General features: G+C 61.6%; 13 protein-coding genes. 9 read left to right on the top strand and 4 right to left on the bottom strand.

Features of this window, described 5'->3' with window-relative positions:
* Nucleotides 1–20 precede the first annotated feature (20 nt).
* From ABGT66_RS01790 to ABGT66_RS01780, 3 genes are all read left to right on the top strand, one after another.
* A complete protein-coding gene (locus ABGT66_RS01790) occupies nucleotides 21–929 on the top strand; it encodes a fumarylacetoacetate hydrolase family protein (protein ID WP_346688424.1) in 909 nt (302 codons plus the stop codon).
* Nucleotides 930–944: 15 nt separating this feature from the next.
* The gene (locus ABGT66_RS01785) at nucleotides 945–1,733 is read left to right on the top strand and encodes an SDR family oxidoreductase (RefSeq protein WP_303147346.1); all 789 of its coding nucleotides are present in this window, start codon (nucleotides 945–947) and stop codon (nucleotides 1,731–1,733) included.
* Nucleotides 1,734–1,898: 165 nt separating this feature from the next.
* Complete coding sequence (locus ABGT66_RS01780) at nucleotides 1,899–2,804, top strand: DMT family transporter (RefSeq protein WP_346688422.1); 906 nt, start codon at nucleotides 1,899–1,901, stop codon at nucleotides 2,802–2,804.
* A 17-nt stretch (nucleotides 2,805–2,821) separates the two neighbouring features.
* Here ABGT66_RS01780 and ABGT66_RS01775 read toward each other — a convergent pair whose 3' ends face one another.
* The gene (locus ABGT66_RS01775) at nucleotides 2,822–3,613 is read right to left on the bottom strand and encodes a radical SAM protein (protein WP_346688420.1); all 792 of its coding nucleotides are present in this window, start codon (nucleotides 3,611–3,613) and stop codon (nucleotides 2,822–2,824) included.
* Between the two features lie 246 nt (nucleotides 3,614–3,859).
* On the opposite strand from ABGT66_RS01775, the gene ABGT66_RS01770 reads away from it, so the two are divergent.
* The 3 genes from ABGT66_RS01770 (at nucleotide 3,860) to ABGT66_RS01760 (ending at nucleotide 7,518) form a co-directional block, all read left to right on the top strand.
* Entirely contained in the window at nucleotides 3,860–5,287 is a 1,428-nt protein-coding gene (locus tag ABGT66_RS01770) for a sodium:solute symporter family protein (protein ID WP_294192835.1), read from the top strand.
* A gap of 22 nt (nucleotides 5,288–5,309) precedes the next feature.
* The gene (pepT, locus tag ABGT66_RS01765; RefSeq protein WP_346688418.1) at nucleotides 5,310–6,533 is read left to right on the top strand and encodes a peptidase T; all 1,224 of its coding nucleotides are present in this window, start codon (nucleotides 5,310–5,312) and stop codon (nucleotides 6,531–6,533) included.
* A 142-nt stretch (nucleotides 6,534–6,675) separates the two neighbouring features.
* Nucleotides 6,676–7,518: an amidohydrolase family protein gene (locus ABGT66_RS01760; RefSeq protein WP_346688416.1), complete on the top strand. Its 843-nt coding sequence runs from the start codon at nucleotides 6,676–6,678 to the stop codon at nucleotides 7,516–7,518.
* Between the two features lie 101 nt (nucleotides 7,519–7,619).
* On the opposite strand, the gene ABGT66_RS01755 is transcribed toward ABGT66_RS01760, so the two are convergent.
* From ABGT66_RS01755 to ABGT66_RS01745, 3 genes are all read right to left on the bottom strand, one after another.
* Entirely contained in the window at nucleotides 7,620–8,891 is a 1,272-nt protein-coding gene (locus tag ABGT66_RS01755; protein ID WP_346688414.1) for an MFS transporter, read from the bottom strand.
* Between the two features lie 220 nt (nucleotides 8,892–9,111).
* Nucleotides 9,112–10,593 (bottom strand): aldehyde dehydrogenase family protein, encoded by a 1,482-nt coding sequence (locus tag ABGT66_RS01750; RefSeq protein WP_346688413.1) that lies wholly within the window; start codon nucleotides 10,591–10,593, stop codon nucleotides 9,112–9,114.
* Nucleotides 10,594–10,797: 204 nt separating this feature from the next.
* Nucleotides 10,798–12,933, bottom strand: a complete 2,136-nt coding sequence (locus ABGT66_RS01745) for a glutamine synthetase III (protein ID WP_346688411.1) — start codon at nucleotides 12,931–12,933, stop codon at nucleotides 10,798–10,800.
* Between the two features lie 223 nt (nucleotides 12,934–13,156).
* On the opposite strand from ABGT66_RS01745, the gene ABGT66_RS01740 reads away from it, so the two are divergent.
* The 3 genes from ABGT66_RS01740 to ABGT66_RS01730 are packed head-to-tail and all read left to right on the top strand — an operon-like array spanning nucleotide 13,157 to nucleotide 16,477.
* Entirely contained in the window at nucleotides 13,157–15,088 is a 1,932-nt protein-coding gene (locus ABGT66_RS01740) for an ATP-binding cassette domain-containing protein (RefSeq protein WP_346688410.1), read from the top strand.
* An 11-nt stretch (nucleotides 15,089–15,099) separates the two neighbouring features.
* Nucleotides 15,100–15,552, top strand: a complete 453-nt coding sequence (locus ABGT66_RS01735) for a YhcH/YjgK/YiaL family protein (protein WP_346688409.1) — start codon at nucleotides 15,100–15,102, stop codon at nucleotides 15,550–15,552.
* A gap of 46 nt (nucleotides 15,553–15,598) precedes the next feature.
* Entirely contained in the window at nucleotides 15,599–16,477 is an 879-nt protein-coding gene (locus tag ABGT66_RS01730; RefSeq protein WP_346688407.1) for a LysR family transcriptional regulator, read from the top strand.
* The last annotated feature ends 36 nt before the right edge of the window (nucleotides 16,478–16,513 follow it).

The following is a 16,513-nucleotide window of genomic DNA, read 5'->3' as shown; positions in this document are numbered from 1 at the left end:
ACCCAAGGAGGTTCATATAGATGAGATTAGCGACATTCCGCAAATGGAACGTGGAGCGCGCCGGGCTCGTGACGAAGAGCGGCCTGCTGCCGCTGACGGCGCTCGGCCTGCGCGCGGGCTTCGAGCCCGAGGGCGAGATACTCCCGCTCATAGAGAAGGAGCAGCTCGAACCGCTCACCGAGTGGTACAACGCTGGCGGCAAAGCCGAGGCCGAGGCGCTCGCCGAAAAAGAGGCGATTCCCTACAACGAAGTGGTCTACGGCCCGCTCTACAGGAACCCGCAGAGAATATTCGGCATCGGCCTCAACTACAAGGACCACGCGGGCGACCTCGGCGAAAAGACCCCGCAGGTCTTCCCCGGCAGCTTCTACAAGCCAGCCTCGTGCATAGCGGGCCCCGGCGACGAGATCAAAATCCCCGCGCTGCCCGAGGCGCAGAAGACGACCGCGGAGGGCGAGCTCGGCGTCATCATCGGTAAAAAATGCAAGTTCATCGAGGAGAAGGACTGGCTCAAATACGTCGCGGGCTACACGACGATACTCGACATGACCGAAGAGTCGATACTGCGCCTCAACCCGCGCTACCTGACCATCGTCAAGGGCTTCGACACCTTCTTCACCTTCGGCCCGCAGCTCGTGACGCCCGACGAAATTCCCGACGTCTCGGCGCTCGAAGTGGCGACCGTCCACAACGGCGAAGTCCACGCGAAGAACACCGTCTCGAACATGACCTTCAGCCCCTCGCGCCTCGTCGCGCTCGTCTCGCACATGCAGGGCTGGCTGCCCGGCGACATACTCTCGACCGGAACGCCGCGCGCCGTGCACATCCAGGACGGAGACGTAGCCGAGTGCCGCATCACGGGGCCTGACGGCTTCGCCTTCGAACCGCTCGTCAACCCGGTAATCGACCTGAAAATCAGAAATAAATAAGAGGAGGAAATAAACATGGATCTCGGACTCAAAGACAAAAGCGCGCTCGTAATGGCCTCGAGCAGCGGACTCGGCAAGGCGATAGCCTGCGAGCTCGCGCGCGAGGGCGCGAAGGTTATGATATTCTCGCCCTTCGAGGACCAGCTCAAGGAGGCGCAGGAGGACATCTTCAAGGAGACCGGCAACCGCCCCGAGTTCTTCGTCGGCAGCATCACGAACCCCGACGACATAAAGAACCTCGTCAGGACGACGGCGGAGAAGTGCGGCCCGATATACGCGCTCGTCAACAACACCGGCGGCCCGAAGCCCGGCCCCTTCGACGCCTTCAGCGACAAGGACTGGCAGGACGCATACGAGCTCTGCCTGCTCTCCTACATCCGCACGATACGCGAGGTCCTTCCCTACATGCGCGAGCAGGGCGGCGGGCGCATACTCTGCTCCACCTCGTCGTCGGTCAAGGCCGTCCTCGACAACCTCATCCTCTCGAACACCTTCCGCATGGGCGTCGTCGGCCTCGCCAAGACGCTCTCGCAGGAGCTCGGGCGCGACAACATCCTCATCAACGTCATAGCGCCCGGACGCATCGGCACCGCGCGCATCGACCAGCTCGACAAGATACGCGCCGAGAAAGCCGGCATCACCGTCGAAGAGCTCCAGAAAAAAGCCTTCGCGGGAATCCCGCTCGGCCGCTACGGACGCCCCGACGAATACGGCAAGCTCGCCGCCTTCCTCTGCGCGCCCTCGAACACCTTCATCACTGGCCAGACGGTGCTCGTCGACGGCGGAATGGTGAAGGCGATATAACTTCGCTGAGCTTTACGAAAGAGACGAAAACTCAAGGCGCGGGCCCCGCACATGCGCGGAGCCCGCGCTTTTTTCCCTTCGCGCGCGCCGTATTGACCGCCCGCATAAATATGCTATAGTCTGCGTAATCCGCGCTTAGGCGCAGGTGTTCGAAGGGATGGGAAAATGAGGCTCAACAACTATTGGCGCGGCGCGCTGCTCGCGCTCACCGCCGCCGTCTGCTGGGGGATAATCAGCCCCGTCGCGAAGGTCCTCACCGCCGCGGGGATAGACCTGATGTCCGTGATGGTCTACCGCTCGCTCTTCACGCTCACGGCCTCCGGGCTTTTCCTCTTCTTCACGCAGGGCGTCGAAGCCTTCCGCGTCGAAAGCGGATATCTGCGCTTTTACGTAATTTCCGGCACGCTCTCCGTCGCCTTCGCGGGCGGCGGCTTCCTGACCTCGCTCGAATATCTCTCCGTCGCAGAAGCGCTCGTCATCCACTACACGTTCCCGCTCGCGGCGATAATGGGCTCGCTCTACTTCACGCACGAGCGCCCGACCGTCCTCCAGTGCGTCGCGGGCGTCCTCATAGTCTGCGGCGTATTCATCGGCATGGGCGGCAGCCTGGGCGCGCTGATGAATATTTCGCTGCCCGGCCTCTTCTGGGGGCTGCTCGCAGTCGCCGGCATGTCCGGGCAGGCGCTCGCGACGCGCCGCTTCTCGCTCGAGCACAAGGTCGACGAGTTCCGCCTGCTCTTCTTCTCGAACGCCGTCGGCATCGTGCTGCTCTTCGCCTTCAAGACGCTCTGGTACGGCTGGAGCGACCTCACGAACTTCACGCTGCCGCTCTTCTCGCTGATGACGCTCCAGGCCTTCACGGGAAGCCTCGTCGCCTACGGCGTCTTCTTCGCCGCGCTCAAATGCATCCCCGCGGCGATGGCGAGCCTGCTCTGCACGATGGAGATAGTCGTCGCCGTCGTCCTGACCGCGATATTCGTCCACCAAATTCCATCCGTCCACGAGGTCGTAGGCTGCGCGCTGATACTCGTCGCGATAGCCTGCACCGCCGTGCCCGCGCGGCATAGGTAGGGGCGCTTTTCCAAGCTTTAGAAAAATATTGAGAATTTCAGCCCGCGCGCGCGGCAGTCCGCTTCTATGCGCGCTCTCAGCTCGCGCCAGTAGGCGCGGTCGCCCTCCGCGTATATGCGGCGGTAGAGCGGCGCTAGGCCGGGGCGCAGGGTTTTGACGAAGTTCAGGATTTTGTCGCGGTTGCCGGCGCGCAGGTTGAGCGTGTCGAAGGTCATCGACGAGGCGAACGGCGCGCAGGCCTCGATGATTTTCGCGCAGTCGGTGATTTCCGGAAAAATCGGCGCGGCCATGACGCCGACCTCGACGCCCGCGCCGCGCAGCGTCTCCATCGCCGCGAGCTTGCGCGCGGGGCTCGAGGCGTGCGGCTCGGCGCGGCGGCGGAAATCGTCGTCCGTCGAGCTGAACGAGAAGACCGCCTTGACTCGCGGGAATTCCCGGAAAATATCAACGTCGCGCGAAACGAGCGCGGACTTCGTAATTATCACGACGTCGGGCTGCGCGGGGACGAGCGAGCGCAGCAGCGCGCGCGTCACGCCCGCGCGCTCCTCGTATGGATTGTAGGCGTCGGTCATCGACGAGAGAAGGACGCTGCGGCGGTAGAGTTTCGCGAGGTCCGGCGGCGCGGCGGGACATTTTACGTCGAGGTACGAGCCCCACGGCTCGCCGCGCTCCGCCGCGCCGCGCATGCACGCGGCGTAGCAGTATACGCAGCCGTGCGGGCAGCCGACGTATGGGTTTATCACGAAGTCCGCGCCGAGCTTCGTCGGAGAGAGCAGGCTTTTTACCTTTACGTAACGTACTGTGACCACGGCGCGCCTCCTCCCGAGCGCCGCGCGTCCGGCGCGTCGGCGATTTTTCCATGATTATACGTCGTTGACAAAGAATGAATAGATGGTAATATCTGAACCACCTTATATATGGGATTGACGATAATGAATATTTTTTCACAAGCAAATCCTATACCTCGCCGCCGCCGTGCCGGCTGCGGACTCCAAATCCGGAAAACGCCGCGCGTTTCGCGGAGTTTCGATAAAATTTCATAAGGAGCTGTTTTTATGCACGCAAGCCCTCTCATCATCAGCTGTGTGGTCCTCTACCTCGTAGGCGTCCTCTGCGTCGGCCTCTACCTGACGAAGAAGAAGGTCAAGAATTCCGACGACTTCGCCGTCGCGAACCGCAGCCTTCCGACGATCGTCCTCATCGGCACGCTTCTCGCGACGTGGTGCGGCGCGGGCGGAATCACCGGGTCGGCGAACCTGATCTGGCGCAACGGCCCGCTCTTCGGAATCCTGATTTTCATGGGCGCGCCGATAGGGATGCTGCTACTCTATCTCGTCTCGGGCCGCGTGCGCGAGGCGACGACCTACACGATTCCCGAGCTTTTTGAGATTCGCTACGGAACGGCGGCGCGCGTCATCGCGACGGTCTGCATCGTCCTCGGCTACGTCGGCATCCTCTCGTCGCAGTTCACGGCCGCGGGCAGCCTCATCAACCTGACGACCGGCGTCGACCTCAACACGGCGGTCATCGTCTCGGGCCTCATCATGCTGATACTCGCGGTGACGGGCGGCATGGTCAGCGTCGCCTACACGGACGCGATAGGCGCGTTCCTCTTCGTCGGCGGCTTCCTCGTTGCGATACCGATTCTCTCGGGGCAGGTCGACGGCGGATTTTTCGGCGTCTTCGCGAACCTTCCAGAGGGGCGCAATTCTTTCATCGGCAGCCTGAATTTCGTGCAGGCGCTCGGCTACATATTCCCGATATTCTTCCTCGTCCTCGGCGACCAGAACATGATTCAGCGCATGGGCGCGGCGAAGGACGTCAAGACGGCGAAGCAGTCCGGGCTCGGCCTCGTCATATCCGAAATAGTCGTCTGCGCGCTCATCATCACGCTGACGACGACGGGCATCTACCTGCTCCCGAACATCGACCGCCCCGACACGGTCATCTTCCAGCTCGCGATCAACTTCCTGCCGCCGCTCTTCGGAGGCATCCTGATGGCGGCCTGCATGTCCTTCATCATCACGACGGGCGACTCCTACGTGCTGACGATAGCCTCGAACGTCACCTACGACATCTGGCACCGCTTCTTCCACCGCGACGCGACCGACCGCGAGAAGCTCATGACGCTGCGCGTCTCCGCCGTCGCGATATCGGTGCTCGCCTACGTCATGGGGCGCTTCTTCCCCGACATTCTCTCCGTCCAGATGTACGCCTACTCGATGTACGGCGCGTCGGTGACGCCGGCGCTCGTCTGCGCGCTCTTCGCAAAGAACGTGACGAAGGCGGGCGGCGTATGCGGCATCCTCGCTGGCGGAGTCGGGACTATAATATGGGAAATTCTGCTGCAGTCGCCCTTCGGCATAAAGAGCGCGATAATAACGGTGCCCTTCTCGTTCGCGGTAATCTTCATCGTCTCGTCGATGACGAAGGGCAGCGGCGTCGTTCCTCTGTCGCAGGTCTACGGCGGCAGAAAAGCATAGAATAAAAGGAGAGACGGACAAAATGACGGAGCTTCTCGACAGATTTCTCAAATATGTAAGCATAGACACGCAGTCGGCCTACGGACAGGCCGTCGTGCCGAGCACGGAGAAGCAGCGCGACTTGTCGGCGGTGCTCGCGGACGAGCTGCGCGCGCTCGGCGCGGAGTGCGCCGCGGTCTCGGAGTCGGGCTGCGTTTACGGGAAAATCCCCGCGAACTGCGAGGGCGCGCCCTCGATAGGCTTCAGCGCGCACCTCGACACGTCGCCCGACCTGAGCGGAAAGGACGTGAAACCGCGCGTCGTCGCGAACTACGACGGCGGGGACGTGACGCTCAACGAGGAGCTAGGCGTCGTGCTGAGCCCCGAGAACTTCCCGCACATGAAGAACTACAAGGGCTGGGACCTCGTCGTGACCGACGGCACCACGCTGCTCGGCGCGGACGACAAGGCCGGCCTCGCCGAGATAATGACGATGGCGCAGTATTTCCACGACAACCCCGGCGAGAAGCACGGCGAGATACAGTTCTTCTTCCCGACCGACGAGGAGATAGGCTGCCTCGGCGCGAAGACGCTCGACAAAAACCTCTTCAACCCGAAATTCGCCTACACGCTCGACGGCGGCCCGCTCGGCGAGATAACCTACGAGACCTTCAACGCCGCTGCGGCGCGCGTCGACGTGACGGGCGTCAACATCCACCCGGGCCTCTCGAAAAATCAGATGATAAACGCGATACTCATCGCGAACGAATTCATCAACATGCTGCCGCCCGCGGAGACGCCGTCGCACACCGAGGGCTACGAGGGCTACTACCACGTGCTCGAGGCGAGCGGCGAGGTCGAGCTCGCGACGCTGCGGCTGCTGCTGCGCGACCACGACGCTGAGAAGCTCGAGGCGCGCAAGCAGAGGCTGCGCGACATCGCCGAGTTCCTCAACAAGGTCTACGGCGAGGGGCGCGTGACCGTCGAGATAGAGGATACCTACCGCAACATCGGCGAGGCGATAAAACCCTGCTTCGAGATAGTCGAGGCGATAGAGGCGGCGATGAAGGCCGAGGGCGTCGCGCCCTTCTACACGCCGATGCGCGGCGGCACCGACGGCACGATACTCTCCTTCGAGGGAATCCCCTGCCCGAACATCTGCACCGGCGGCCACAACTTCCACGGCCGCTACGAATACGTGCCGGTGCAGTCGATGGAGAAAATCGCGAACATACTTATAGGCATCGTCAAAAGCTTCGCGAAATAGGCTGAAAAATCCGCAAGCTGCGAAAAAAGGCGGACGGGCGCAAAATACGCGCCGCGTCCGCTTTTTTGTGCCTCCGCCGTCTTGACAGAGCCGCGTCGATGATTTATTTTCTGCGTTGTATATCTCAGAGGGGATGAACATAATGAAAATAATAGATTCGCACGTACATGTGTATCCTGAATTTCTGCAAAAAGAGTTCGACAGGCTCGCGCAGCGCGAGCCGTGGTTCGCCCTGCTCGCCTCGTCGAAGGTTCAGAAGTGGGGGACGGCGGAGGAGCTCGTCGCCGCGATGGACGAGACCGGAGTGGAAAGCTCGCTCGTCACGACATTCGCCTTCCGCGACCAGGGGCTCTGCCGCGAGATGAACGACTATGTGCTCGACGCGGCGCGGCGCTTCCCCGGCAGAATCCTGCCGCTCGCCGTCGTCTCGCCCGCGCGCCCCGGCGCGCTCGAGGAGGCGGAGCGGGCCTTCGACGCCGGAGCGCTCGGCCTCGGCGAGCTGTTCCCCGACGGTCAGTCCTTCACGCTCTCGGACACGCTGCGGCTGCGCGGCCTCTGCGCGCTCTGCGAGGAACGCGGCAAGTTCGTCATGTTCCACACAGCGGAGCAGGCGGGCCACCAGTACGCTGGCAAGGGGAAATACGGCGCTCGCGAGGCCGCCGACTTCTGCCGCAAATTCCCGATGACGAAGGTGATCTTCGCGCACTTCGGCGGCGGCCTCTGGGCCTTCGAGGCGATGCCCGAGATGCGGCTGCTGCTGCAGAACGCGCGCTACGACACAGCGGCGTGGCCGTGGCTCTACGGCCCGGAGATTCTCGACGCGATATTCGCCGCGGGCGCTGGCGACAAAATATTCTTCGGCTCCGACTGGCCGATACTCGGCCTCCCGCGCTACGAAAAGCTCGCCGCGCAGACGAAGCTCACCGACGGCGATAAAGAAAAGCTCTTCGGCGGCAACGTCCGCGAATTTCTCGGAATCCGATAAAGCTTAAGACGAAAGCCGCCGCTCCGCGATTTCCCGCGAGAGCGGCGGCTTTTTGTATGCGCTGTGCGCAGCGCCGTCGTTTTGCGCGGCTTGCGCGAAGCTCAGCCCTTCAGCACGCCGCCCTGGACGAACCAGCTGCGCAGCGTTTCTCTTTTTTTGCGCAGGAAGAGGAAGAGCAGCAGCGCCGCCGCGAGGCCGCAGCTGGGGTAGCCGGCCCAGCCGCCCGCGCTCTGCATGACGGAGCCCGCGAAGAAGTTGCCGAGCGGCAGGGAGCCCTGCGAAAGGAAAGTGTAGACGCTCATGACGCGCCCGCGGTACTCGTCGGGAGTGTGCACCTGAAAGATGGAATTTCCCGCGTTGAGGAAGACAAGGTTGAAATAACCTACAGCGGCGACGAACAGATAGGCAGTGCCCCTGTTCCACGCGAGGAGCATCAGCATGTGCATGACGAGCGTCGCCGCCGCGCCCGCCGGCAGCAGCCATTTTTTCTCGCCGCGCTTTGCAAGCGACGCCATCGTCATCGCGCCTGCGAGAGAGCCGGCCCCCATCGCGGAAAGCATTCCAGTATAGGCGTCCGCGCCCATTTCAAGAACGGTCTTCGCAAAAACGGGAATCATTACCTCGCTGTTGAGCGCGAACGTGCAGACGACCGCCAAAATCACGGCGTTTATAGAAAGCGTTTCGTCATGGCGTATATAATCGACGCCTTCGACGACCTCTTTGACGACGCTGCGCTTTTTCGCCGCGGGCAGAGCGCTCGGCTCCTGCGTGCGCAGCCGCGTCAAGCTGTAGAGCACGGCGAGGAAGCTCAGAGCGTTGAGCAGGAAGCAGACGCCCGCGCCGAACTCCATCATCACCGCTCCCGCGAGAGCCGGGCCTATGATGCGCGCCAGGTTGACTATCGAAGAATTGAGCGAGACGGCGTTCATCACGTCGTCCTTTCCGACGAGGCATACGAAGAACGAAAGTCGCGCTGGAACGTCTATCGTCGTCGTTATCCCGAGAAATACGCACAGCGTCAGAAGCTGCCAGTATTCCGCCGAACCAGAGAAGGCGAGCGCCGCGAGAGCGACGGCCTGGAGCATAAGCAGCGACTGCGTGACGATGAGGATTTTGCGCTTAGTGAAGCGGTCGACTATCGCGCCTGCGAAGAGCGTGAAAAGCAGCATCGGCATGAACTGCGCGACGCCGACGAGGCCGACGAGGAAAGGCGAGTCCGTCATGGTGTAGACGAGCCACATCAGCGCGGTGCGCTGCATCCACGTGCCGAGCAGCGAGACGCACTGGCCCGTCCAGAATATGCGGAAGTCCCTGTGCTTCAGCGAAGCGAATACTGTATCAAGAAGAGAGGCTGCCCTGTCCCTCAGCGCCATATAGCACCACGTCCAGTCGCCGCGCCGCCGCGGCGTGAGAATTTCTATGTTCCCATTATATTACACGGCCGCGGAATTTTTTTTGAAACGTTCGGAATAGCGCGGCGCACGGCTCTTTCGTCCGCCGGGGAAATTTCGCTTGTGCGGCGTGAAAAGCTCCCGCCTTCTCAGGGAAGGCGGGAGCTCCGTATGCTTTGCGTTATCGTCTCCGCGTGGCCGTTTAGTCTTGCGGGTAGAAGCCCGTCGGCGATTCGCCGAGGTTGATCATGATGTTCTTCATCTGCGTGTAATGTTCAAGGATCACCTTGTGAGTCTCGCGCCCGATGCCGCTTTCCTTGTAGCCGCCGAACGGCGCGCCGGCTGGGATCGAGTTGTAGGTGTTGACCCACATGCGGCCCGTCTCTATCGCGCGCGCCACGCGGATCGCGCGGTTGATGTCGCGCGTCCATACGGCGCCGCCGAGGCCGTATTTGCTGTCGTTCGCCATCTTTATTACTTCGTCTTCGTCCTTGAACTTTATGACGCAGGCGACCGGGCCGAAAATTTCTTCCTGCGCGACGGTCATGTCGTTCGTCACGTTCGTGAGCAGCGTAGGCTTGTAGAAGGCTCCGTTCGCAAGCTCGCCTTCCGTCGCGGGAGTTCCGCCGCAGGCGACAGTCGCGCCCTCTTTGACCGCCGCGTCGACACATTCCTGGATGTGCTCGACTTGGTGCTTGTTGATCTGGCTGCCCATCTGCGTATCTTCTTTCCACGGCAGACCGACCTTTATCTTGTTGAAAGCTGCGACAGCGTCTGCGATAAACTTGTCGTAAATGTCCTCATGGACGAATACGCGCGAACCGGCGCAGCAGACCTGCCCCTGGTTGAAGAGTATGCCCATCTGCAGGCCGTCCATCGCCATGTCCCATTTGCAGTCCGGGAAGTAGATGTTCGCCGATTTGCCGCCGAGTTCAAGCGTCGACGGGATGAGGCGGTCCGCCGCGGCTTTCGCGACGTCGCGCCCGACTTCCGTCGAGCCGGTGAATGCGAGCTTGCGGAAGCCCGGATGTTCGAGTATGTACTGACCCGACTTCGAGCCCTTGCCGGTGACGACGTTGAAGACTCCGGGCGGCAGTATGCCCTCGACGATGCGCGCGAGCTCCAGCACCGAAAGCGGCGTTATGCTCGACGGCTTGAATACCGTGCAGCAGCCAGCGGCGAGTACCGGCGCGAGCTTCCACGCCGCCATGAGGAACGGGAAGTTCCACGGCACGACCTGCCCGACTACGCCGATAGGCTCGCGGAGTATCAGCGAGAGCGTATTCCCGTCGAGCATCGCGGCGCTTCCCTCTTCGGTGCGCACCGCGCCGGCGAAATAGCGGAAGTGGTCGGCGGACATAGGCACGTCGACGTTCAGCGTCTCGCGTATCGGCTTGCCGTTGTCCAGCGATTCGACCATCGCGAGGTGTTCTTTATGCGCGTCGATCGCGTCGGCGACCTTCATCAAAATCGCCGCGCGTTCCGCAGGAGCGACGTTCTTCCATGACTCCCACGCCTTCCACGCGGCCTTTACCGCGTCGTCCACGTCCTCGCGCGTCGCCTCCGCGCACGACGCGAGCAGCCGCCCGTCCGCCGGGCAGTGCGTCTCGAAGGTAGCGCCGTCTTTCGCCGGACGCCACTCCCCGCCGATGAAACAGCCGTATTCTTTCAAAAGTTCAGGCATTGCCAAAGTCATTTCTGTATCCTCCTCTGCGAATGTCTTGGTATTTGTCTTCAAATCTGACACTGATATAATATTCTTTCTTTTGGCAATGTCAATATTAAGAAATAAATAACTATCTTATATTGCATGAATAAAAGTAACTAAAAGAGCATAAAAAATTCCCCCGCATTTGGCGGGGGAAGGTTCGGTTTCTGCGTCCGCGCGTTACGCGGAGAGCGAGAGCAGGTTCCTGTAGTTCGGGTAGGGCATGTTCTCGGAAGAGAAGAAGATTTCGACCGAGTCTGCGATTTTGCGTATCTCGAGCATGAGCGGCACCGCGGACTTCACGATCTCCTCGGCGTGGGCGCGCGCCGTCATCTGCGCCATCTTCTCGCGCAGCGCGGCGAGCTCCGCGGTCTTCTCGATGAGGTCGAGCTTCGCGGAGGCGAGGCGGACGAGAAGTTTGTCCCATTTCTCGAAGGACGGCAGGCCGTAGCCTGCGACCGCGTCGCGCGAGCTTTTTTCGAGAAGTATCTGCTTCGAGAGCGCGGGCAGGATTCCTTCCCAGACCATGTCGCGCAGCACGGACATCTCGATTTCGATGCTCTTGACGAACTGCTCGAGCTTTATCGTATGGAAGGCCTCGATTTCCTTTTTCGAGAAGACGCCCATCTCTTCGAGCATCTTTATCGTCGAAGGTTCGACGAAGAGGTCTATGCCCTCCGGTATCGTCTTGGCTTTGAGCAGGCCGCGGCGCTCCGCCTCTTCGTGCCAGTTCGCGCTGTAGGCGTTGCCTTCGAAGCGTATATTGCGGCTCATCGCGGCGACTTTGCGTATCGTCTTTATCGCGGCGTCCACGGGGTCGAGGCCGGAGTTTATCTCTTCTTCGAAGAAGCCGAGGAATTTTTCCATGCCGGCGGCCCATACGGTCAGCAGCGCCATGACGGGTATCGCCATCGCCTGCGACGCGCCGGGCGCGCGGAACTCGAACTTGTTGCCGGTGAAGGCTATCGGGCTTGTGCGGTTGCGGTCGCTGTCGAACGCGACGATGTCGGGCAGCTTCGAGAGACCGAGGTCGAGCGTGCCGCGCGACGGCTTCATCGTGCCGTCGTCGGTGCCTTCTTCGACCGCGCGCAGCATCGAGGCTATCGCGTCGCCCAGATAGACGCAGATGATGTTCGGCGGCGCTTCCTGTCCGCCGAGGCGGTACATGTTGCCGGGCGTCGAGACTGAGGCCTGGAGCAGTCCGAAGTGCTCCGCCGTGCCGAGTATGAAGGAGGAAAGGAACGAAAGGAATATGACGTTCTTCCTGTGGTTCGTCGAGGGCTTCAGCAGGTTGCGTCCCTCGCTGTCCTCCAGCGAGAAGTTGATGTGCTTGCCGCTTCCGTTCATTCCCTGGAACGGTTTTTCGTGGAAGAGCAGGCGAAGCTCGTGCTCGCGCGCCATTTTGCGCATCGTCTCCATGACGAGCTGGTTCTGGTCGCAGGCGAGGTTCGCCTCGGTGAACTGCGGCGCGAACTCAAACTGGCAGCGCGCGTTTTCGTTGTGGCGCGTCGCGAGGTCTACGCCGAGGCGCGCGAGGTCGCGCTGCACGTCCTCCATGTAGGAGAGGACGCGAGTCGGGATAGCGCCGAAGTAATGGTCTTCCATCTTCTGGTCGCGCGGCGGCGGCGAGCCGACGAGCGTGCGTCCGCAGAAGCGGATGTCGGGACGCTTCTGTGCGCGCGGGCGGTCGAGGAGGAAGAACTCCTGCTCGCCTCCGACGGTCGCGTGTACGTAGCGGACGCCGCGATTGCCGAAGAGCTTCAGCATCTTCATCGAGCGCGTCTCTATCGCCTGCATCGCGCGCAGCAGATAGGTCTTCATATCGAGCGGCGAGCCGTCGTAGGCTATGAATATCGACGGGATGCAGAGCGTGCCGCCCTTCTTCGATTTGATTATGAACGCCGGGCTCGTCGGGTCCCACGCGGAGTAGCCGCGCGCCTCGAAGGTGCTGCGCGTGCCGCCCGACGGGAAGGACGAGGCGTCAGGCTCGCTCTGCATGAGGTCCTTGCCGCGGAATGAGTTCAGCGGGTTGCCGTTCTCGTCGGCCATGAGGAAGGCGGTGTGCTTTTCGGCGGTCAGCTCGGTGAGCGGGTGGAACCAGTGCGCCCAGTGGTCGGCGCCTTTGCTTACGGCCCAGTCCTTCATCGCGAGCGCTACGGTGTCCGCGATGCTCGAATCGAGCTTCTGGCGTCCCTCCATAGCCGCGATGAGGCTGTCGAAAACGTCGCGCGGAAGCCGCTGTTTCATCTCCCTCTGGTCAAAGACGAGAGAGCCGTAAATGTCTTTCATCTTCGGGTATTCTCTTATCTCGGTCATACATTATCCTCCGAATGCGTAATGCTTGATGCACTCGTATCTTTATAGCGCGTTTTAAGCGTAAAATCAAGCGGAAAGCCGCGCTTAATTTCACGCGCGCCGCGCGAAGCCGCGGAGAAAAAATTTTTTGCCGCGCGCGCCTCCGCCTCCGCGTCGTTTTCACCGCGCGCGTTTGCGTTTATAATGGTTGCGATTGTTTTGCAACGGAGGGAAGCAATTTCCTATGATTGAGATAAAGGGCTTGAAGGTGCGCTTCGGCGAACAGGAGGTGCTGCGCGGGATAGACTGGTTCATCCCGCCGAAGAGCCGTGTCGGCCTCGTCGGCGGCAACGGCGCTGGCAAGACGACGCTGCTGCGCGTCCTCGCGGGCGAAGCGGACTACGAAGGAAGCATCTCGATGCCGAAGGGCCACGCTGTCGGCTATCTGCCGCAGGACCTTGTAGAAGTGAAGGACGAAATTCTGCTCGACTACCTGCGCGAGCGTGCCGGGCTTACGGACATAGCGGCGCGGCTCGCGGACTGCGAGGAGCGCATGAGCGCGGCCTCGGGCGACGCGGTGAAACAGCTGCTTTCGGAGCACGACAGGCTTCAGCGCGAGTTTGAGGCGAAGGGCGGCTTCGGCTTCGACGTCGAGGCGAAGCAGGTCATGAAGGGGCTCGGCTTCGCGCCAGAGCGCGACGCCGCGCGCCGCACCTCGGAGTTCTCCGGCGGCTGGAAGATGCGCATCGCGCTCGCTGCGCTGCTGCTGTCGCACGCGGATATACTTCTGCTCGACGAGCCGACGAACCACCTCGACACAGAGAGCATGGAGTGGCTTGAGTCGTGGCTGCGCGACTACCGCGGCACGATAATCGCGGTCTCGCACGACCGCCGCTTCCTCGACAACATGGTGACGACCGTCGCGGAGCTCGCGAACGGCGAAATCCATCTCTATTCCTGCGGCTACGAAAAATTCCTCACCGAGCGCGAGGAGCGCCGCGCGCGCCTCGAAGCCGAGTGGGAGCAGCAGAAGGAGAAAATAGAGGAAATTCAGAAATTCGTCGAGCGCTTCCGCTACAAGGCGACGAAGGCGCGCCAGGTGCAGAGCCGCATAAAACAGCTTGAAAAAATGGAGATTACCGAGCTCGAAGGGCCGCAGAAGAGCGTCAGCTTCAAGTTCCCGGAGTGTCCGCGCAGCGGGCGCGAGGTGCTCAAGGCCGAAGGGCTCGCGAAGCGCTACGGCGACCACGTCGTCTTTCACGACGTCAGCTTCGTCATAGAGCGCGGGCAGCGCGTCGCGCTCGTCGGCGTCAACGGCGCGGGCAAGTCTACGCTGATGCGGCTGCTCGACCAGATAGAGGAGCCGACCGCGGGACGCGCGTCGCTCGGCCTCAACGTAAAGAAGGCCTACTTCTCGCAGGAGAGCGCGCAGAATCTGGACTACAGCCGCACGATTTGGCAGGAGGTCAACAACACGGGCTCGAAGCTGCTCGAAGGGGAGAAGCGCAATCTCCTGGGCGCGTTCCTATTCTCGGGCGACGAGATACACAAGCCCGTCTCCGTCCTCTCGGGCGGCGAGAAGTCGCGCCTCGGCCTGCTCAAGATGCTGCTCTCCGAGTCGAACCTGCTGATACTCGACGAGCCTACGAACCACCTCGACTACGGCACGAAGGAGCTCTTCCAGAAAGCCCTGCTCGAATACGGCGGCACGATACTCATCGTATCGCACGACCGCGCCTTCCTCGACGACCTTGTAGACCGCGTGCTCGAGATACGTGACGGCAGCGTCTACGACTACCCGGGAAATTACTCGTGGTTCATAGAAAAACGCGCCGAACGCGAAGCGCGCGCCGCGGCGGAACGCGCGGGCGAGGCGCAGCCCGAGAAGGCCGAGAGCAAAACGAAGGAGCAGAAACGCGCCGAGGCCGAGGAGCGCAACCGCCTGTACCGCGCGAAAAAGGGCTTCGTCGACCGCCTCAAAGCCGTCGAGGAAGAAATTTCAAAGGGCGAGGCGCGCAAGACGGAGATAAACGAGCTTCTCTGCTCGCAGGAGGTTTTGTCGGACTCATCCCGCATCCAGGAGCTTATGATAGAGCTCAAGGAAAAGGAAAACTCACTGAAAGCCCTCTACGACGAATGGGAGGAGCTCAGCCTCAAGATAGAAGAGATAAAATAGGAGGAACGGCGATGATTTACGACTCTCTCGACAATTTCATAGAAAATCTCCCGCGTTACATGCCGCGCTGCGCGGAGCTCGCGGAGTTCCTGCGCGCCGCGCGCGAAAAATCCTTCGACGAGCTGAAAAACATGGACTTCCCGCAGCTCGACCTGCGCTTCAACGAATACGAGACGAAGCCCGAGACCGAGATACCCTTCGAGGCGCACAGAAAGCTCTGGGATTTGCAGCTTGTCTTGGAAGGTGAAGAAATGATCGGCGCAGCGCCGATCGAAACGCTGACGGAGACCGTCCCTTACGACGAGGCGAACGACATAGCGTTTTATAAAGGAAGCGGCAGCACGGTGAAGCTCTCGCGCGGCGTCGCGGCGCTGCTTGCGCCGTGGGACGGACACCGCCCCGGCGCTTCGTGCGGAGAAGCGCCGTCGCGCGTCAAAAAAATAGTCGTAAAGCTCGCGTGGTGACGGCGGCGTAAAATCCCGGACGGAGCGGAGAAAGGAAGACACGCCCGTGGATCTCAAAAAGTGCCGCATACTGCTCGACGCGATAGACTGCCGCAGCCTCTCGAAGGTAGCGAAGGACTACGGCTACACGCCCTCCGGCGTCTGGCACATGATAGACGCGATGGAGAACGAGCTCGGCTTCCCGCTCTTTCTGCGCGGCAGCGGCGGCGTGACTCCGACGGACAACTGCCTGCGCCTCGCGCCGGAGCTGCGCGAACTTGTGAGGTGCAGCGAACGCTTCTCGCGCAAGATGGAAGAGATACGCGGCATTGAAAGCGGCAGCGTCACTATAGGAAGCTATCCGAGCGTATCCATACAGTGGCTTCCGCACGTCATCAAGGCGTTCCGCGCCGACTATCCCGGCATACGGATACAGATACGCGAGGGGATAAGGCAGGAACTTCAAAACTGGCTCGACGACGGCAGCGTCGAGATGTGCTTCTACACGAAGCGTCCCGGCATGAAGGGCGAGTGGATACCGCTCGCCGACGACCCCATCGTCGCCGTCCTGCCCAAAGACCACCCGCTCGCGGGCGCTTCGTCCTATCCGCTCGCGCGCTGCGCCGAAGAGGACTTCATCATGCCCGCGCTCGGCCGCGACGAGGATGTCGCCGCGGTGCTCGAAGAGGCGGGCATATCCCCGCGCATTGTATTTTCCACGATTGAAAACTTCGCGGCCATCTCGATGATAGAATGCGGCCTCGGCATGAGCATCATGAACGAGCTGATAACGAAGTGCCGCACGCTCGACGCCGCGATAATCCCGCTCGACCCGCCGCGCGCGATACATTTCGGCATAGCCTACCCCTCGGCGGAAAAACTCTCTCCCGCCGCCCTCGAATTCATCTCTTACGCAAAACGCATGATCCCCGAGCTGCGCGGCTGACGCGCGGCTCTCCGCATACATCGCCCGATACGGAGG

Origin of the sequence: uncultured Cloacibacillus sp., assembly GCF_963926575.1 — a bacterium.
Lineage (GTDB): Bacteria > Synergistota > Synergistia > Synergistales > Synergistaceae > Caccocola > Caccocola faecigallinarum.
The sequence above is the reverse complement of the archived record's forward strand: the minus strand, read 5'-3'. Positions and strand labels throughout refer to the sequence as shown.